The 18,681-nt window shown below is 45.0% G+C and carries 16 protein-coding genes; 9 read left to right on the plus strand and 7 right to left on the minus strand.

Annotated features, from left to right (window positions below; genetic code table 11):
• Positions 1–24 precede the first annotated feature (24 nt).
• Together ACVFI8_RS14655 and ACVFI8_RS14660 are read right to left on the minus strand one after the other, a co-directional pair.
• Positions 25–699, minus strand: coding sequence for a Bax inhibitor-1/YccA family protein (locus ACVFI8_RS14655; RefSeq protein ID WP_457871745.1), 675 nt, complete (start codon positions 697–699; stop codon positions 25–27).
• Positions 696–1,175 carry an HPF/RaiA family ribosome-associated protein gene (locus ACVFI8_RS14660; RefSeq protein WP_457871746.1) on the minus strand — a complete coding sequence of 160 codons (480 nt, stop codon included), beginning with the start codon at positions 1,173–1,175 and terminating at the stop codon, positions 696–698. The genes ACVFI8_RS14655 and ACVFI8_RS14660 overlap by 4 nt, the downstream gene beginning before the upstream one ends.
• Positions 1,176–1,296: 121 nt before the next feature.
• Here ACVFI8_RS14660 and nhaR point away from each other — a divergent pair, with 121 nt between their 5' ends.
• From nhaR to ACVFI8_RS14700, 8 genes are all read left to right on the plus strand, one after another.
• The gene (gene nhaR, locus ACVFI8_RS14665; RefSeq protein ID WP_457871747.1) at positions 1,297–2,187 is read left to right on the plus strand and encodes a transcriptional activator NhaR; all 891 of its coding nucleotides are present in this window, start codon (positions 1,297–1,299) and stop codon (positions 2,185–2,187) included.
• A gap of 248 nt (positions 2,188–2,435) precedes the next feature.
• A complete protein-coding gene (locus ACVFI8_RS14670) occupies positions 2,436–3,047 on the plus strand; it encodes a hypothetical protein (protein ID WP_457871748.1) in 612 nt (203 codons plus the stop codon).
• 118 nt (positions 3,048–3,165) lie between these two features.
• Positions 3,166–3,576, plus strand: a complete 411-nt coding sequence (locus ACVFI8_RS14675; RefSeq protein ID WP_457871749.1) for a lysozyme inhibitor LprI family protein — start codon at positions 3,166–3,168, stop codon at positions 3,574–3,576.
• Positions 3,577–3,883: 307 nt separating this feature from the next.
• Positions 3,884–6,604 carry a TIM-barrel domain-containing protein gene (locus ACVFI8_RS14680; protein ID WP_457871750.1) on the plus strand — a complete coding sequence of 907 codons (2,721 nt, stop codon included), beginning with the start codon at positions 3,884–3,886 and terminating at the stop codon, positions 6,602–6,604.
• A 203-nt stretch (positions 6,605–6,807) separates the two neighbouring features.
• Positions 6,808–7,872, plus strand: coding sequence for an AI-2E family transporter (locus tag ACVFI8_RS14685; RefSeq protein WP_457871751.1), 1,065 nt, complete (start codon positions 6,808–6,810; stop codon positions 7,870–7,872).
• A 52-nt stretch (positions 7,873–7,924) separates the two neighbouring features.
• Complete coding sequence (locus ACVFI8_RS14690; RefSeq protein ID WP_248712826.1) at positions 7,925–9,022, plus strand: HlyD family secretion protein; 1,098 nt, start codon at positions 7,925–7,927, stop codon at positions 9,020–9,022.
• A complete protein-coding gene (locus ACVFI8_RS14695) occupies positions 9,012–10,055 on the plus strand; it encodes a DUF2955 domain-containing protein (protein ID WP_457871752.1) in 1,044 nt (347 codons plus the stop codon). Before ACVFI8_RS14690 ends, ACVFI8_RS14695 begins: the two co-directional genes overlap by 11 nt.
• 49 nt (positions 10,056–10,104) lie before the next feature.
• On the plus strand, positions 10,105–10,695 hold the full coding sequence (locus ACVFI8_RS14700; RefSeq protein WP_457871753.1) for a class I SAM-dependent methyltransferase: 591 nt from the start codon (positions 10,105–10,107) through the stop codon (positions 10,693–10,695).
• Positions 10,696–10,870: 175 nt separating this feature from the next.
• Here the strand turns inward: ACVFI8_RS14700 and ACVFI8_RS14705 are convergent, their stop codons facing one another.
• Positions 10,871–11,572, minus strand: a complete 702-nt coding sequence (locus ACVFI8_RS14705) for a PEP-CTERM sorting domain-containing protein (protein WP_457871754.1) — start codon at positions 11,570–11,572, stop codon at positions 10,871–10,873.
• Between the two features lie 511 nt (positions 11,573–12,083).
• On the opposite strand from ACVFI8_RS14705, the gene prfC reads away from it, so the two are divergent.
• The gene (prfC, locus tag ACVFI8_RS14710) at positions 12,084–13,673 is read left to right on the plus strand and encodes a peptide chain release factor 3 (protein WP_248712822.1); all 1,590 of its coding nucleotides are present in this window, start codon (positions 12,084–12,086) and stop codon (positions 13,671–13,673) included.
• A gap of 99 nt (positions 13,674–13,772) precedes the next feature.
• Here prfC and ACVFI8_RS14715 read toward each other — a convergent pair whose 3' ends face one another.
• The 4 genes from ACVFI8_RS14715 to ACVFI8_RS14730 all read right to left on the minus strand — a co-directional run bounded on the left by ACVFI8_RS14715 (position 13,773) and on the right by ACVFI8_RS14730 (position 18,488).
• Positions 13,773–14,738 carry an ABC transporter permease gene (locus ACVFI8_RS14715; protein ID WP_457871755.1) on the minus strand — a complete coding sequence of 322 codons (966 nt, stop codon included), beginning with the start codon at positions 14,736–14,738 and terminating at the stop codon, positions 13,773–13,775.
• A gap of 1 nt (position 14,739) precedes the next feature.
• A complete protein-coding gene (locus tag ACVFI8_RS14720; protein WP_248712820.1) occupies positions 14,740–15,861 on the minus strand; it encodes an ABC transporter permease in 1,122 nt (373 codons plus the stop codon).
• Complete coding sequence (locus tag ACVFI8_RS14725; protein WP_457871756.1) at positions 15,858–17,423, minus strand: ABC transporter ATP-binding protein; 1,566 nt, start codon at positions 17,421–17,423, stop codon at positions 15,858–15,860. The genes ACVFI8_RS14720 and ACVFI8_RS14725 overlap by 4 nt, the downstream gene beginning before the upstream one ends.
• A 69-nt stretch (positions 17,424–17,492) precedes the next feature.
• A complete protein-coding gene (locus tag ACVFI8_RS14730; protein WP_248712818.1) occupies positions 17,493–18,488 on the minus strand; it encodes a BMP family lipoprotein in 996 nt (331 codons plus the stop codon).
• Positions 18,489–18,681: the final 193 nt, after the last annotated feature.

Here is an 18,681-nt window from a genome sequence, read left to right on the forward strand (position 1 = left end):
TACGGTATCTCCTCTCGCTGAGTATTAGTCATCGCCGTTTAGGAAGCCAAGAATATGCAGCAAGCTCGTGAACAAGTTGAAAATAGCGACAAACAGCGAGGTGGTCGCCATGATGTAGTTGGTTTCTCCACCGTGAATAATGTTGCTAGTTTCATACAAAATCAGGCCAGACATCAGCAATACAAACATGGCCGACACACCTAGTGACAATGCGGGTATAGCAAAGAAAATAGCACCTAAACCGGCAAGAAAGGCCACAATAATACCCACCATTAAGAACCCTCCCATAAAGCTGAAGTCTCTTTTGGTAGTAATCGCGTAAGCTGACAAAGATAAAAAAATCACGGCGGTGGCTACCATTGCTTGGGTTACGATCATGCCACCATTAGGCATGCTCAAATAAGAGCTTAATATTGGGCCAAGGGTTATCCCCATAAAACCAGTTAGGGCAAACACACACACTAGGCCCCATCCGCTATTGCGGCATTTGGTGGTCGCAAATAATAAGCCGAAATAGCCCACCAAAGTGATTATGATGCCAGGATGCGGCAGATTTAATGCCACCGACAACGCTGCGCAAGCACCGCTAAACAATAAAGTCATCGACAATAAAGCATAGGTATTGCGAATTACCTTGTTACTCGATAGCGCTGAGCCTCCCGCTTGTAGAGCTGTGTTGGAGAGCGGTTTGGTACTCATCTTGTTTCTCCTTCTTTAACTTCATCTTGGTGTTCTTCCGCGAACTCAAATAGCTGTTCGTCGATTCCTCCATACTCTGAGAACTCGTTATCCAAAGGGTCGGTTTCTTGATGTTCGTCGTCGTAGTCTGCCGCGCTAAAACTAGGGGCTCGTAAGGCTTTATTGCGCATGCGGGCAATGCGCCGAGTCACCGAGCGACTGGCTCGGCTAGCTGCTCTATCTATAGCTACGTAAAGCTGGCTTTGAATGTCTTCGATTACCACATCTGCTTGACCCGCTAATTTGACCAGTATTTGACAGCGTTTGCCGGCAGCGCCTTTGGCTTCTTTACTATCGGAAAGCTTTACCGCAATGCGCATGATGTTGTCGTATTGGGAGCCCAGCGCGAAGTTAATGCGCCGGCGAATGTACTCTTGTAAAGAGTCACCTAAGGGGAAGTGTTGGGCGTGCATATCAATTTTCATGGTGCCAGGCATAATTTGCTCCTAGGTCATTCAGGGTAATTTGAGTCACGAGCCTCTACCTTAATAGTCTTTGATACTTAGGTATACTCGAATATACTTTCCTTATGGTTCGTAAAAAACGAAGTATTTACTGATGCTTAATTACAAACACCTACATTATTTCTGGGTAGCAGCAAAGCAGGGCGGTATAGCTCGAGCCAGTGAGTTATTGCACATCACGCCGCAAACCATTAGTGGTCAAATTAGCTTATTGGAGCAGCATTTTGGGGATGCTTTGTTTCGCAAGGTAGGCCGAAACTTAGAGTTGACCGAAACCGGTCGTCTAGCCTTGAGTTATGCCGATGAAATCTTTTCGTTAGGTGATGAGTTAGAAGATGCGCTTCGCAACGGCCCAGCCGAACGACCGCAAGTGCTTAAAGTCGGTATTGCCGAAGTGGTGCCTAAAACCATTGCTTACCGTTTGTTGGCGCCAGCCTTACATTTATCGGACTCAGTGCGAATGGTGTGTAAAGAAAACACCCTGCAAAGCTTGTTGGCAGAACTGGCACTTAATCGTTTGGACATAGTATTAGCCGATGGCCCTGTACCGCCGAGTTTAGGTATTAGAGGTTTTAACCACTCGCTGGGTGAAAGCGGGATCAGCTTTGTGGCCGTGCCTGAGTTGGCCGTTACGCTAAAGGCTAATTTTCCCGCCAGTTTAGATGGCGCTCCCTTACTTATCCCGAGTGATATTAATTTGCTGCATGTGCGTTTGTTGCAATGGTTTGATAAACAAAATATTCATCCGCTGGTGGTGGGAGAGTTTGACGATAGCGCTTTAATGAAAACCTTTGGGCAAGCGGGCATCGGTGTTTTTACAGTACCTAGCGCCATCGCTGATGAAGTCGTTAGTCAATATAATGTTCAAATCATCGGCAGCACTAACGCTGTGCGCGAACAGTTTTTTGCTATTTCGGCTGAGCGGCGTATTTCTAATCCTGCCGTGGTGGCCATTACTGAGTCTGCAAGAGAGTGGTTAAAGTAGCTAAGTTATTTATGCCCTTAAAAAAATTATGCCGCCCTAAGAACTACAGTGTTCTTCCTTCGTTCGGCTATCGTTTTAATCACACACCCTCAGTGACTATTTTAAGGAGCATTACAACTTATACTTCCCCGAGAGCTGGCATTATCTCGTGCTGACTGTTTTGTTAGTTCTTGTTCTAGGTGGCTGATGATTAAAACAAAAGGTGGTAATCTGCATTTTAATAGATTGTTAGAATACTTCGAGGATGTATGAATAAATGGATTTTGTTAGCCGCTCTTGCTGTAAGTGGTTGTGCCTCAACGAGTTCAAGTTCTGTGGACCATTCGGAACCTTTTACCAGCATTGTGACAAAAAGACTCCCCACCGATCCTTCTGAAGAGGCTGCAGGCTGTATAACGTTTACGTCTCACTTGTATTGCGCTAGTGATAAAGCGAATAAGGCCTACTACCTATCGAAAGAGTTTTTCGCAGATGGGTTGTCGAGAGACAACTGGAGTCAGTTGCTAGAACTTCGTTTGTACTCCCAAGATGTAACGCTTAAGCAGGCTTTTAATTCATTTATTAAAAGTACAAAAGGTTATAGGGCAAGAAAAGTAGAAATTTTCACTCAAAAAATTGACTCTTCGAATGTTTATGCCGTTGATATGCTTTTGTGTAACAAGGTTTCTGCTCAGTGTGAGTTGGCCTATGCAGTCTTCTCAGAACAGGGCGGGAAAGTTGTTGCTTCTATTGCAACTGAGCGTCTTGAAATAGATAACTCGGTTGCTCAGAATCCTGAATATTCTAGTGGTGTAGATAAAGATTACGCTTCCAATAGACTAAGTGAGCTGACATTAATTCGTGTTAAGCGCTTTTTATAAAACGTACCACATACACGAATCGGTAACCAGCGTATAACCATTGCTTGGGCTGATTCGTCGCTATATTAGCCAATAAATATTTGCCTGTTAATTAGGCTTTATGCGCAATAGGAAAATAATGAAAAAGTGTATTGTATTTGCTCTGGCTTGTTTGTCGTTTACTGTTTTGGCGGCGAACAAAGCTGTCGATTGTGATAATGCTTTAAATACACTGGAGATTAACCAATGTGCCGCTATCGAATTGGAATTGGCAAAAGTAGAGCTAACTCAGTATCTGGAAGCAAGCTTTGAGCATAATGATTATGATCCTGAGCTGATAGCATCAATCAACGTTGCACAAAAAGATTGGCAGGTTTATATGTCATCTCATTGTGGCTCTGTTTATACACAATGGCGTGAGGGAACTATTCGAGGTGTAATGGCTATCTCTTGTAAAACGGCGTTAACCAAGCAGCGAACCCATGACATTTGGTTAAACTTCTTAACTCACATGGATAGTACACCACCGGTTTTGCCTGAACCCAAATAGTTGCTATTTGGCCAGGTGCATCACAAGTAGTTAAAGAATGACAAGAGGGCTGGGTCTACTTAAATTTAACTGATTCGGGCTAACAATAACTTATCTCGACGTTAAGCAGGCAAGGCTCTCTAAAAATTGGCTAACTATCAGCTCAAGTTGGAACCACAGAAGTTAAAAGCTCACATTTGTCACTTACCCTTTTGTGCTCTGTACTCCACATTCATCAAATTTGGTTTAATTGCTGCTTTACTAAACCGCTAAATATCACCGGGTGATTTACACTTAAGCTTATTATTAACCGCCTTGGGTACATTGTATGTCGGCTAGAGTGTTTCCTTTCTCGTTTCTTGTTGATGGTAGCTTAACTAAAGGGATTGCTGAGCTTAGTTTTGTTAACGCTTGCACGGTAAAAGTGCGTATAGCGCTTAACTCACAGCAATTCGACCAGGCTAAAGCGTTAAGTGAATTAGTCGTTTTACCACAGCCTATTTTTGAGCCTGAACTCTGCTCTGCAAGCCAGTTGTTAAGCTCAGAATTGTGCGTTGATTTTGATGACGCTAGTATTAGCTTTAACATTGCCAAGGGTGAATCGCTATTACACTTAGGCGAGACACAGTTGAGCCCACAAAGTGGCGATGGCGCCATTGCCCAATATTTTGTTAGCGATGGTGATCAAGCCTTTTATGGTCTAGGCCAATACCCTGATGGGATCTTTAACTACCACAGTCAACGCCGAGAAATATGCCAGTCAAATAAAGGCATTGCTGCCCCCTTGCTGCTTTCAACTAAGGGTTATGCCATTTTATGGAATCAACTGTCGTTTACCGAGTTTACGAGTCGAGATAATGGTTTTAATTTTAGCAGTGAAGCTGGCGACAGCATTGAGTTCTACTTTATTTATGGCCCAGAGTTTGAACAAATCATTCAGCAATATCGGCGTTTAACTGGCGCAGCGCCATTGTTTGGTCGCTGGGCTTATGGTTACTGGCAAAGCAAAGAGCGCTACGTTAATGCCGAAGACTTGCTCGCTACGGCTAGACGCTATCGTGAGAAAAACATTCCCATCGATAATATTGTGCAAGATTGGAAGTATTGGGGAGACCTAGGCTGGAGCGCCATGCAGTTTGACCCACAAACCTTTGGTGATGGAGCGGCAACTATTGCCGAGCTTCACGCCATGAACTTTAAGCTGATGGTATCGATTTGGCCAATAGTGGGTAGGGGGAGTCCGGTATTTAATCAGCTCTTAGCGCACGGCCATTTATTTGAAACCGAACATTGGGCTTATGGCCATATTTACGATGCCTATAGTCAACAAGGGCGCGACATCTATTGGCAGCATGTTAAGCAAGGCTTGATGGATTTAGGTGTGGATGCGCTATGGATGGACGGTACAGAACCTGAATTTATCTCCACTCAAAATCCAAAAGATGGCGTTGAGTTTTGTTATCAGCAGCGTGACACAGAGTTAGGTTCATGGAAAAAAGTACTTAATGGCTACTCGTTAATGACCACGCGAGGCGTTTACGAAGCACAGCGAAAAGATATAGCTGAAGGTGCTGAAGACAAACGGGTATTTACCCTTAGTCGCTCAAGTTATTTAGGGCAACAGCGTTATGCTGCGGCCTGTTGGTCGGGCGATATTAGTGCTACTTGGCAAGTATTGCGTCAGCAAATTCCAGCAGGTTTAAATTTGTGTGCTGCCGGATTACCTTATTGGACCACTGATATTGGCGGCTTCTTTACCAGTGGTTTTGGCGCTAATTTCCCAGAGGGGGTAGATGATGATGCCTATAAAGAACTCTATGTGCGCTGGTTTCAATTTGGCGCATTTTGCCCGCTGTTTCGCTCTCATGGGGCGAATACTCCGCGTGAGATTTATCAGTTTGGCGAGCCGGGTGATTGGGCCTTCGATGCTTTGTTAAAGTTTGATAAATTGCGTTATCGCTTGTTGCCTTACATCTATTCGCAGGCGTGGCAAGTGACTCAACATGGCGGCACAATGATGCGTTTGCTAGCGTTTGATTTCAGGCAGCAACGCCAGTTACACAATATTAGTGATCAGTTTATGTTTGGTCATAGCCTGATGGTTTGCCCTGTGACTCAGCCGATGTTCCACCAACAACAGCTACAGCAACAATTGATTGAATGCTCATGCCTGCAAACTGAAGAAGGGCTGTCTGGGCTGATTGAGCAGCATTATCGAGATGACAGCTTTATGCAGCTCGTCAGTGAGCATAGATGTGACACCTTAGACGGAAACTGGGCGGGCGGGCCGCCAGCTGGTTTGCCCTTAAGTGGCTACAGTGTGCGCTGGGCAGCTCAGCTTACCGCGCCGGTTGATGGTCATTATGATTGGTTAATTCATGCCAATGACGGAGTACGTTTTTACCTAGATGGAATACTGCTGATTGATAGCTGGCAGCAACAAGCACAAGTTAATCACAAAGCTAAAAGCCAATTACAGGCGGGTAAAAGTTATGCATTGGTGGTGGAGTATGCTCATTGGCAAGGTTCATCAAAATGCAGCCTTAGCTGGGCTCACCGTGGTTTAAGTCAAACTAAAACGCAACTGTACCCTGCTGAGCGAGAGGTGGTGCTACCGGATGGGGTCGCTTGGTACAACTACTGGAATAAACAGTGTTACCTAGGCGGACAAACCCTATCTATGGCGACCCCGATAGATAGTATGCCTTTGTTGGTAAAAGCGGGAGCCATCATTCCCCATGGCCCTGATGTGCAATATCATGATGAGCTCCCTTATGAGCCATTAAATATTCAAATCTATGCGGGTCAAGATGGCGAATTTATCCTGTATGAAGACGAAGGCGATAGTTATCGATATGAGCAAGGTAAATACAGTGAAATTAGTTTTTTTTGGCACGATGCTAAAGCCTATTTAGAGATTGCTGAGCGCCAAGGCAGCTATAGCGGTATGCAGCAGCAACGCCATTTTGTGATTACCCTTATCAGCGCCAGCGGTACACAGCGACAAAACGTTGGTTATCAAGGAGAGGCGCTAAGTTTGCAGTTTTGAGTATCGGTTGAGTATGTTGTGGCTGGGTAGAACCGTATTTAACTGATTCAGCCATTGTTTTATCCTTGAGGGACTATGTTATCGCAGAGTAGTTATTATTTTAATAAACTAAACAATTACTTGGCTTTTTTTCTATACTAATCGTCATCTGCTAATGGCATTTAATTGAGTGCTGAGCGTTAAATAACCAAGAGAACAGGGATATGTTGAATCAAAAAGGATTTGAACGCGGTGTGCTAGAGGCTGCGGTAAAAATAGGGTTATTGTTTGTGTTGGTGGCGTGGTGTTTTGAGATTATTAGACCCTTTATTACCCCGGTTGTTTGGGCAATGATTCTAGCGGTTGCTTTAAATCCTTTATACATAAAACTTAAAAACATTTTAGGTAAGGGCGGGCTAGCTGCCACCGTGATTGTGCTGGTCTCGCTGGCGATCATTTTGCTGCCAGGAGTAAAAATCACCACGGCAGCAGTGGATAGCATCGCTGCCATTAGCGATAAGATTCAGCAGGGTACTTTTGAAATACCGCCTCCATCGGAATCAATCAAAACCTGGCCCTTGGTCGGTGACAAATTACATCAACAATGGAGCCTAGCTGCCAGTGACCTTCAACGTTACTTAGTCGGTTATGCCAGCCAAGTGGGTGATATAGCTGGAGCGGCTTTGAGTTTTGCGGGGGGGCTTGTGAGTGGCTTACTGATGTTTTGCTTTTCGGTGATCATTGCTGGTGTATTTATGGCAAACGGTGAAAAGTCGGTACATGGTGCGACATTGCTAGCGAAAGCTCTAGCCGGTGATCACGGACCTCAGTTAACCAATTTAGCCAGCAATACCATTCAAAGTGTAGCTAAAGGAGTCTTAGGGGTAGCAGTGATTCAAGCTGCATTATTGTCTATTGGTTTTTTTGCGGTGGGTGTACCTGGCGCTGCGATTTGGTCGGTATTGGTATTAGTATTGGCCATTGCCCAGTTACCACCGATATTGGTGGTTTTACCAATAATCTTATATGTGTTTAACAATGAATCGACGACCGTCGCAGTTGTTTTCGCTGTATGGAGCGTATTGGCTGGATTTAGTGAAAATGTATTAAAACCTTTGTTGTTAGCTCGCGGTGTTGATGTGCCTATGCTAGTGATTTTGTTAGGGTCACTAGGTGGAATGCTAATGTCAGGATTTGTGGGATTATTTTTAGGTGCGGTAGTTCTGGCGGTAAGCTATCGTATTCTACTCGCTTGGTTAGAATTGAATAATCAAGCTAGCACCGATTAAGTCTTTTTGTGTATTTACACGCCAATTTACAACGGAAGTAAGAGAAACATTGATGTCTGAACAAAATGAGCAAGCCCTAGCCACCACCAAGCCCAATCCCATTCGTAATAGCTCTTTAGTGGTGCTGTTACTTTGTGCGCTGGTGTTCATTGTTTATGTGGTCGCTGATCGGGTAACCCCCACAACAGATAACGCTCGGGTCTTTGGATTTGTGGTTCCAATATCTGCCTCGGTGTCGGGTAAATTGGTGAATGTGAGGGTTACGAGTAACCAGCTGGTAAAAAAAGGTCAACCTTTAGCCAAAATAGCGGAAGAAGAATACATCTTAGCAGTAAACCAAGCTGAAGCAGCCTTGGCCACTGCCGGGCAAGAAATCGGCGCAGGAACCGCGGGGGTGTCGGCTGCGCAAGCTCGCTTACTTGAGGCTACGACCTCCTATCAATCGGTGCTAAGCGATGCCAATCGTTTGTTTGCTGTAGAAGATAAGAATGTGGTGCCGCAGCAAAATATTGACCGCGCGCGCAGTGATGTGGCTAAAGCCAAAGCGGGGGTGGCTAAAGCCACCGCCGAGTTAGAACAAGCTAAACATAGTTTAGGGGCTAGCGGTGAAGACAATCCTAAGTTGCAATCGGCCATTGCTAAATTAGGTAAGGCACGTTTAGATTTGAGTAAAACGGTGATCTTAGCGCCGGCCGATGGTGGTGTGACTAATCTACAGCTAGACGCAGGCTACTATGCTAACAAAGGGCAGCCGCTAATGACCTTTGTTACCACCAAGGATGTATGGATTGAAGCGTATATGCGTGAAAATAATATCGCGCACATAAAAGAAGGGGACCCGGTGGAGATTGCGCTAGACGTAGCCCCAGGCAGAATATTTAAAGGTCAGGTTCGTTCTATCGGCTTTGCCGTCAATTTTGGGCAATCCAACAACTTGGGAAGCTTACCTTCTATCCCTCAAACTGCGGGATGGTTACGCGACCCGCAGCGATTCCCAGTGATTATTCAGTTCAGTGATGAAGATGCACATGGCCTGCGTAGAATAGGCGCTCAGGCCAATGTTACGGTATATACTGAAGGCACCGTTGTCATGAAAACTCTCGCTAAACTCTCATTACGAGTGAAAAGCTGGCTGTCGTATGTCTACTAGTTTCATGCCTGAGCAAATTCAGCATGATAGCTTGAAACGGCATATGCTGCGTTTTAGCATTACCAGCTGTTTAATATTGGTACTAGCTGTAAGCGTTGAATGGAGCATGTCGTTTGTAACCGCATTATTCGTAGCGCAGTTTTTGTTACCCGGTAAACCCCCTTTACGTCTTAAAATGGTGAAGGTTCTAGCCTTGGCTGTTTTAAGTTGTTTTGTCGCGGGGCTGGCTATTGTATTGGTGGCTCAACCCTACCCAATACTATTGATGATAATCATCGCTTGGTGCCTGTTCTATGTATTTTATCGCGCTAATACAGGCTTAAATGAGCTGGTGGTGTTGTTTTTGTTGGTGGCTATCATTGCTTTACCTATGTTAGCCAGTATTAGTCGAGCAGTTGCTTTAGGCTTTGTGGTCGATTTTATGCTGGCCTTTGTTTTTGCATTATTGATTGTTGCCTTAGTTCAATATTTAGTGCCAGTAGATGATAGTTTTGCTAGCAAAACTCCGGCTGCCCCAGTATGTGTTGTTGGCACTGACGTAGCGATTCGCAAAGCCTTGGTCAGCACTATGGTGGTGTTTCCTTTGGTGGTTTACTTTTTTGCTTTTGATAAACTCACTGACTTATTGGTTGTTATCTTCGTGGCTATTTTGGCACAGCATCCAGAGCTATCAAAAGGTGCCAAAGCTAGTGTGGGCATCGTGTTCACTAATATTTTGGGCGGACTGATCGCCATTGCGGTGTTTAATCTATTAGTCGCCGTGCCGCACATGCTGTTTTTAACGCTGCTGGTGCTGCTCAGTTTTATGCTGTTAGCCCAAGCCATTTATTTACACCCAAAAGGGGCGATAGTTGCTGCTGGTTTATCGGCCTACCTGGTGATATTAGGTAGCACCATAGGCAGCGATGGTGGTTTAGCCAATGAAAAATTTGTCGGGCGTATTGTTCAGTTATCGATGGTGGGCTTATACATTGTTGGTAGCTTTTATTTGGTACACAAACTTGATGTTTTTAAGTTGTCTAAGCGCGGCTAAATGTTTGTGATTTAGTACCATATATAGGTGCTTATTTAAGGAGTATGTAATGTGGGATGAAAGATATAGCTCTGAAGAGTACGCCTATGGAACACAGCCAAACGAATTTTTAGCCGCTAATTTTGCCGATATTGCTCGAGGTCGTGTTTTGAGCTTGGCTGAAGGAGAGGGGCGAAATGCGGTTTTTCTGGCTCAACAGGGCTTCAGCGTCACTGCCGTTGATTCTTCATTGGTGGGTTTAGCTAAAGCGAAGAAGCTCGCCGATAAACATGGGGTGAGCATTGAGCTTGTTCATGCAGACCTTGCTGATTATGATCTAGGTGAAAGCAAATGGGATGGGATCATCTCTATCTTTAACCCTTTGCCTTCAGCCTTAAGAGCTCAGCTGCATAACCAAGTGGTTGGCGCGTTAAAGGCCAATGGGGTATTCCTGCTAGAAGCTTATACGCCTAAGCAGCTTCAGTTCGCAACTGGTGGCGGTAATTCATTGGATGTAATGCAATCTAAAGAGTCGTTACAGGCTGAACTAAAGGCCTTGGAATTTACACACCTTCTCGAATTAGAGCGTATTGTCGTAGAAGGTATTTATCACACTGGTAAGGGCGCAGTAGTGCAGGCGATTGCTTGTAAAACTCTTTAGATATGTCAGTAAGGTATGGCGACCTTAACCACGATATTAAGTGTGATAGCTTCCGATGTGGTATGCAATGTTTTATCGAATAAAGCCAGCGACAGTCGCTTTTAGTGATTAACTCGAACAATGGCAATAAAAAAAGGCGCTAATCTAGCGCCTTTTTTATCATCGAGCGTTTAATTTACTTGAAGCGTCGAGCAACTAATCCCAACAGCGCCAAAGCAAATAACGCAATGCTACCAGGCTCAGGAACCGAAAACTTAATGTTGTCGATAGCGCCTGAACCATTTAGCTTAATACGTATCGAAGCCACCTCCGCTACATCAAAGTTCAAGCGATCCCAAGTATTGTCTCCGCCAGTATGCGGGGTGAAAAACTCGGTAGGGAATAATTCATTATTCTGCGCATCAAACAAATGAATTGCATTTTCCGGTGTATAGCCGTTTTCAGCCAATTCGATGTCGAAGAAGTCGATGCTCTCTAAATACACCGAGCTTGAAAAATTAATAGTGAAATAACCCGCTGGGCGGCTACCTTCATCATCAGGGTTTTGACAGCTGAGAAGATCACAGGAGCTGGCGTTCTCATGGATAATTAAAATATTACCTGGGTTAGAAATGCCCAATGATGGGTTGTTAATATTAGTGAACGGTGACTCAAGGTCTGGGTCTTCTGTTTGCAGTAAACTTGAATCGAATATAACGGCCATATTATTTTGATTACGCGCCACATTCGTCGCATTAATCGTCACGCCGTAATTGAGCTGGTACTCGTTATCTACGATGGTTCCGTTGCTTAACTCGTTAAAGTCGATAATGGTTGCGTGACTAATTGTACTGCAACATAAGGCTGCAAATGACAATACAAGGTGCTTAAAATTCAAAGTAGAGTTCCTGATTTAACTGATTTAACTGATACGACCAGTTAAAGGCAAAAACTATACCAAAGTGAATGAACCCTTGTGTGGCCGCTCTTTTCTTATTGTTTTTATTGATAATAAGCGCTGTTTGTAAAGAAAGCTGACAAGTTCTGGCTTCCCCGGTTTTTGCTGACTTAGCCGCTGATTATTGATGGGGTGGTACCAGCGCAGGGCTGGATATACGAGCGATTTACAGTCTTCAGACTAAAAGTCTAGTGAAGCGCATGCCTGCCCTTGCATTTTAACCATAGGGCTGAATACCACATCGGGTGCTGTTTCCCGCGATTGGGAGCAATATATCGGTGTTCTTAAGGGCTTTTTAGGTCTGCTGCTAAAAGCACCGATTGTTTATCAAGGCTAGATCGGCGAAAATAGCCGCCAATTACGATTAACTAAACGCTGGGTGATTGTGCTGTAAGGGCCAAGTTGCCGCTTTGCTGCATCCTCGCGTTACTCAACTAGAAGAATCTATTCGATGTCTAACGCTTCACTGTTGCATGATATTTCTTGCAGAAGAACCTTTGCAATCATTTCTCACCCGGATGCGGGTAAAACCACCATTACTGAAAAAGTATTGTTGTTCGGAAATGCGATTCAAAAAGCCGGTACGGTTAAAGGCCGCGGTAATGCTACGCATGCTAAATCTGACTGGATGGAAATGGAGAAAGAGCGTGGTATTTCGGTCACCACTTCGGTAATGCAGTTTCCCTTTAACGATTGCATCGTAAACCTACTGGATACGCCTGGACACGAAGACTTCTCGGAAGATACCTACCGAACACTTACTGCGGTTGATTCATGTTTAATGGTGATAGACGCCGCCAAGGGTGTAGAAGATCGTACCCGCAAATTAATGGAAGTGACGCGTTTACGTGATACACCGATCGTAACCTTCATGAACAAACTGGACCGTGATATTCGTGACCCAATGGAGGTCATGGACGAGGTAGAGAGTGAACTCAACATTATGTGTGCGCCCATCACTTGGCCCATCGGTTGTGGCAAGTTGTTTAAAGGTGTTTACCATATTCTGAAAGATGAAGTGATTTTATACCAAACAGGTAAAGGTCACACCATCCAAGAGCAGCAAATAATCAAGGGTTTAGATAATCCAGAGGTTGAAGCTGCAGTGGGCGAAGAGTTAGCTGAACAAATGCGTGAAGAGCTCGAGCTGGTATTGGGCGCTTCTAATGAGTTTGACCAAGAGCTATTTTTAACGGGTGAACTCACTCCCGTATACTTTGGTACGGCTTTGGGTAATTTTGGTGTAGACCATATGTTAGAAGGTTTAACTAACTGGGCGCCAGCCCCTAAACCACGTGCTACCGATATAGGTGAAGTAAGCGCAAGTGATGACAGTTTTTCGGGCTTTGTGTTTAAAATTCAAGCCAACATGGACCCTAAACACCGTGACCGTATTGCCTTTATGCGCATAGTATCAGGTGAATACAACAAGGGAATGAAAATGCGCCATGTGCGCTTAGGCAAAGACGTCAGTATTTCAGATGCGGTAACCTTTATGGCGGGCGACCGCAGCGCCGCCGAAAAAGCGATTGCTGGCGATATTATTGGCTTGCACAACCATGGCACGATTCAAATTGGCGATACCTTTAGCCAAGGTCAAGCGATGAAGTTTACCGGTATTCCAAACTTTGCCCCTGAAATGTTCCGCCGTATTCGCTTGAAAGATCCCTTGAAGCAAAAACAGTTGCTTAAAGGTTTGATTCAACTCTCTGAAGAAGGTGCAGTGCAGTTATTTCGCCCAATGCGCAATAACGATTTAATTGTTGGCGCGGTAGGTGTATTGCAGTTTGACGTGGTGGTTCATCGCCTACGTACTGAATACAAAGTAGAAGCGGTATATGAGGGTATTAGTGTAGCCACTGCGCGTTGGTGTGCTGGTGATGACACTAAGAAATTTGAAGAATTTAAGAAAAAAGCGCATGACAACTTGGCCCTAGATGGTGGTGACAACCTTACTTACCTCGCGCCTACAATGGTTAACTTAAACTTGGCCACTGAACGCTACCCTAGTGTTAAGTTTTTGAAAACCCGCGAACACTAAATTTGTCATCATTACTGACGCATAAAAAAGGTCGCAATTGCGACCTTTTTTATGGCTATTGGATAGCCTCACACCAATACTATTGGTTCAATGGTGATATTATTCACGTTCTTTAGTATAAGGCACACCAATCGCCTTAGGCGCTACTGCTTTGCCTATGAATCCCGCTAATAAGAACACTGTTAGCACGTAAGGTATGGCTTCAATGGCCTGTACTGGAATGGTAAAGTCGCCAATTGAAACACCTTGTAAGCGAATAGCCATAGCATCCAAAAAGCCAAATAACAAACATGCACCTAAGGCGGTAAAAGGTCGCCATTTACCAAAGATTAGCGCAGCCAGTGCCATGTAACCTTTACCTGCACTCATATTAGGGATGAATTGTGCGGTTTGCGCCACCGATAGGTAAACCCCACCAATGCCCACCAGTAAGCCACAAATAATCACCGCGCTATAACGCATCTTGACCACTGAAATACCAGCGGTATCAACCGCTGCTGGGGATTCGCCAACCGCTCTTAAGCGCAGCCCAAAGCGGGTTTTGAACATCACATACCAGGCTAATGGCACGGTAATTAGCAGCAGGTAAACTAAGGCCGAGTGGCCGCTGACCAGTTCAGAGTAAAGCAAACCAATCACTGGAATATCTGCCACTGCATCGGCACCGGGTAAATGGATTGGGGCAAATCTAGCATCACCACTTAACGCGGGCGTTTGTCCACCTTGGTGAAACCAATGGCGGCCCAAAGTCACAGTTAAGCCAGCCGCTAAAATGTTGATGGCCATGCCACTTACTACATGGTCACCGCGATGGGTAATCGTAGCGAATCCATGGAGCAGTGCGAGTAGCACTGAAATAGCCACACCGGCTAACAGGCCTAACCATGCTGAGCCTGTAACATGAGCGGTGGCTGCGCCAACAAAAGCGGCCGCCAGTAGCTTACCTTCGAGGGCAATATTTACAATGCCAGAGCGTTCGCAGAACATACCTGCTAAGGATGCAAAAATTAGCGGTGTTGCAACTCGAATAGTTGCATCTAGCATTAAGATTATCGTTTCAAACATCTTAAGCAGTTCCTTCTGAATGGCTTTGCTTTTTCCCAAAAATTTTCAGGTAGCTGCGCTCAAGTGAGGGTTTAAACATGTGCTCCAAAGCACCAGAAAATAAAATCACTAAGCCTTGGAGTACCACCACAATGTTACGGTCAACGCCGTATTCAAAGCTCAGCTCAGCACCACCTTGATAAAGAAAACCAAACAGTAAACTGGCTAACAGCACACCTAGCGGGTGGTTACGGCCCATTAATGCAACCGCTATCCCAGTAAAACCAAAACCTTCAACGAAGTTGAGTTTAATTTGGTGCAGTTCACCTTGTAAGACGTTAAGTCCAAAGAACCCCGCCAACATGCCCGATATTAGCATCGCTACTACAACAGTTTTCAGGTAGCTAATACCAGCGTAGCCCGCAGCACTGGGGTTTGACCCCACAGAGCGAACTTCATAGCCCCAACGTGTTCTCCAGATAAATAACCATACAAAGACACAACAAAGCAGCGCAAAGATGAAGCTCAAATTTAGCGGACTACGGGACATGCTAATGCCAAACCAAGCGAGCATTTCGTGCATTTTAGGTAACCACGAAGATACCGCAAATACTCGGCTTTCAGTCGCCATGGTATCGTCTGGCTTTAATACATCTACCAGTAAGTAGGCCATTAAAGACGCTGCGATAAAATTGAACATGATGGTAGTGATGACAATGTGCGAGCCGCGTTTAGCTTGTAAGTAGGCCGGAATAAACGCCCAAGCTGCACCAAATAAACCACCAACAATAATGGCCACCGGAAACACGATATACCAAGGCATATATTCGCCCAATGTTAAGCACACTAGGCCTACGCCCAGCCCGCCTATATAGGCTTGGCCTTCACCTCCGATATTAAATAAACCTGCGTGAAATGCCACTGCTACCGCTAAGCCAGTAAAAATAAAACCGGTGGTGTAGTAGAGGGTATAACCAAAGCCCTCAGCGTAACCAAAAGCACCAGTCCACATTACTTTTATAGCGTCGATAGGCGAAATGTCTATATACATAAACAATAGTGCCGACACCAGAAAAGCTGCAAATACGTTAATAGCAGGTAATAGGGCAACACTTACCCATGCAGGTACTTGTGCTTGACTCATAACCCGCCTCCCTGAGCAGTGTGCTTAATATGCTCTGGCACAATGTTGGCCATCATTAATCCTAAGGTTTTTTCATCAGCTTGCTCGGCACTAACTTCACCGACAATAGCACCGTCAAATACCACTAAAATACGGTCTGCTAGATTGATGATTTCATCCAGTTCTACAGAAACCAGCAGTACTGCTTTACCGGCGTCTCGCGAGTGAATAATTTGCTGGTGAATATATTCAATCGCACCGATATCTACACCGCGAGTAGGCTGGCCTACTAATAAAATGTCTGGGTTTTGTTCCATCTCTCGAGCAATGACCAGCTTTTGCTGGTTTCCGCCAGAGAAATTCGCAGTTTTCAGATTGCTGTCACTGGGGCGAACATCCCATTTCTGCATGCTTTCTTGGCAGGCGTGGTCAATCGCGCTTTTATCTTGCAACAAGCCGTTGTTGTATTGTTCGAGATGATGATAGCCAAGAATGTAAGCTTCTTTTGCCGCAAACTTATTGATCAAGCCCTGTTTATGTCTATCTTCGGGAATATGACCCACCCCCATGGCTCTTACTTCACGAGGGTCTTTGGCGTGCTCATGGCTAATGTGTTTTCCATTGAGGCTAATGCTGCCGCTAGCGGGTTTAAGAATACCGCTAAGTAATGCCAGTATTTCAGATTGTCCGTTGCCCGAAACTCCAGCTATACCGACTATTTCTCCGGCTCGCACCTTGAAAGAGACCTCTTTTACTCGGGCGACACCGGCTGCGTCGGTATAGCTGAGTTGGTCCACTTCAATGAGGGCTTGTTGAGGTTTTGCTTGGCCTCGCTCTACTTGTAGCAGTACTTTTCTGCCTACCATGAACTCGGCAAGCTGTTCTTGATTGGTTTTTGCTGTGACGACATGTTCTACCATTGCACCTTGGCGCATTACCGATACGTTATCGGTAATCGCTAATACTTCGCGCAACTTATGGGTGATGATCATTATCGTCGTGCCTTGATCGCGTAATTTACCCAAAATAGTAAACAGGTGATTGGCTTCCTGAGGGGTCAACACCCCTGTGGGTTCATCAAGGATGAGGATTTTGGCATCTCGATACAGCGCTTTGAGGATCTCTACCCTCTGCTGAAGACCTACCGCTAGATCGCCAACTAAGGCATCTAAAGGCACATCTAGGCCGTAATCTTTGGCCAATTGTTCTAGTTTTTTACGCGCTTTGGAGAGGCTAATGTCTAACTGCCATCCGCCTTCTGCGCCTAAGACAATATTCTCTAATACAGTGAAGGTGTCTACCAACATGAAATGTTGATGCACCATGCCAATACCCGCGCTGATCGCTTCTTGAGAATTTTGCGGTTTATAGGGCTGGCCGTTAACTCGCATTAAACCTGCATCGGCATGATAGAAGCCGTAGATAATGCTCATTAAAGTGGATTTACCGGCACCATTTTCACCAATAATGCCATGAATTGTGCCTTTGGGAACTGCCAGATCGATACTGCGATTAGCGTGAACGCTACCAAAGCGTTTATCGATTTTTTCCAGTTCAATGGCAAAATCAGCTGCTTGTGTCAATTTAGATTTCCAATATCTAGCGAGTAAAAACACGCCAACTCGAGGTTGGCGTGGTGGCTAAGCGCTTACTTAGTAGTTACAAGTATTGTCAGACATGTAGTCATGAACGCTAATCTTTCCAGCGATAATGTCAGCTTTAATAGTCTCAACATAGGCTTCTAATTCAGGCGTGATTAACGCGGCATTGTGCTCATCTTGAGCCCAATCAACAGCATCTTCTTTTAGACCTAAGGCTTTGATACCGGGCTGCCAAGTATCGTTCATGCCTTCTTCCCAGGTGCTGTAGGCTACGGCGCCCACTTTTTTAACCATAGATGTCAGCATAGTGCCTGGCTGCAGGTGGTTTTGGTTTGAATCAACGCCAATCGCGAGTTTACCCGCGTCTTTTGCTGCTTGGTATACACCTAAACCGGTTCCACCAGCTGCTGCGTAGATGACATCAGCGCCTTGAGAAAATTGCGATTTAGCTAGTTCAGAACCTTTAGCTGGATCAGCAAAAGCCGCTGGCGTTGAGCCGGTCATGTTTTCCAGTACTTTGATATCAGCGTTGGCATACAAAGCACCTTGTTTGTAACCACAAGCAAATTTACGAATCAGTGGAATATCCATTCCACCAACAAAGCCAACGGTCGCTGTTTTAGAGGTTTTAGCTGCTAATGCGCCGACCAAAAAAGACCCTTCGTGTTCTTTAAACACCACCGATTGAACGTTTGGCTTATCAATTACCATGTCAATAATAGTGAAATTAGTGTCTGGGAACTCAGTGGCAACTTTCTCAACGGCAGATGCCATATTGAAGCCCACTGCGACAATTGGGCTAAAACCGCGGCTGGCTAGGCGACGTAAACCTTGCTCTCGTTGCGCTTCGTTTTGTGGCTCAAATTCGCGAACATCAACGCCTTTGTCTTTTTTGAATACTTCAACGCCGTTGCGGAACACTGCTTCATTGAAAGATTTATCAAATTTACCGGCGGTATCATAAACAACGGCTGGTTTAGCGGCCAAAGCGCCAAAAGATGCTACTGCTATAGCTGCAGCAGTTAGGTTGGTGGTGAATTTTTTCACGTTAAACTCCCTGTTTGTATGGAAACGTCTACTCTAATTACATCAATATGACTAGTTTGACTTGAGCGCTTTGCAGTCTGGGGTGACACCAATAGCTTGCCTAGAAGCACTTATATTCAATTGCCTATGCATTTTTGGCGATGACTTGGCCAACAATGCAGTAAGTATAATCTATAAGTAGAGGCTTGGTGCG

Source organism: Agarivorans sp. MS3-6, assembly GCF_054112545.1.

Bases quoted from the DNA above. Each gene is read 5' to 3' on its own strand.
- ACVFI8_RS14680 (WP_457871750.1), top strand. From the start codon at position 3,884: ATGTCGGCTAGAGTGTTTCCTTTCTCGTTTCTTGTTGATGGTAGCTTA.
- ACVFI8_RS14685 (WP_457871751.1), top strand. From the start codon at position 6,808: ATGTTGAATCAAAAAGGATTTGAACGCGGTGTGCTAGAGGCTGCGGTA.
- nhaR (WP_457871747.1), top strand. From the start codon at position 1,297: ATGCTTAATTACAAACACCTACATTATTTCTGGGTAGCAGCAAAGCAG.
- prfC (WP_248712822.1), top strand. From the start codon at position 12,084: ATGTCTAACGCTTCACTGTTGCATGATATTTCTTGCAGAAGAACCTTT.
- ACVFI8_RS14690 (WP_248712826.1), top strand. From the start codon at position 7,925: ATGTCTGAACAAAATGAGCAAGCCCTAGCCACCACCAAGCCCAATCCC.
- ACVFI8_RS14675 (WP_457871749.1), top strand. From the start codon at position 3,166: ATGAAAAAGTGTATTGTATTTGCTCTGGCTTGTTTGTCGTTTACTGTT.
- ACVFI8_RS14695 (WP_457871752.1), top strand. From the start codon at position 9,012: ATGTCTACTAGTTTCATGCCTGAGCAAATTCAGCATGATAGCTTGAAA.
- ACVFI8_RS14670 (WP_457871748.1), top strand. From the start codon at position 2,436: ATGAATAAATGGATTTTGTTAGCCGCTCTTGCTGTAAGTGGTTGTGCC.
- ACVFI8_RS14655 (WP_457871745.1), bottom strand. From the start codon at position 699: ATGAGTACCAAACCGCTCTCCAACACAGCTCTACAAGCGGGAGGCTCA.
- ACVFI8_RS14660 (WP_457871746.1), bottom strand. From the start codon at position 1,175: ATGCCTGGCACCATGAAAATTGATATGCACGCCCAACACTTCCCCTTA.
- ACVFI8_RS14715 (WP_457871755.1), bottom strand. From the start codon at position 14,738: ATGTTTGAAACGATAATCTTAATGCTAGATGCAACTATTCGAGTTGCA.
- ACVFI8_RS14720 (WP_248712820.1), bottom strand. From the start codon at position 15,861: ATGAGTCAAGCACAAGTACCTGCATGGGTAAGTGTTGCCCTATTACCT.
- ACVFI8_RS14700 (WP_457871753.1), top strand. From the start codon at position 10,105: ATGTGGGATGAAAGATATAGCTCTGAAGAGTACGCCTATGGAACACAG.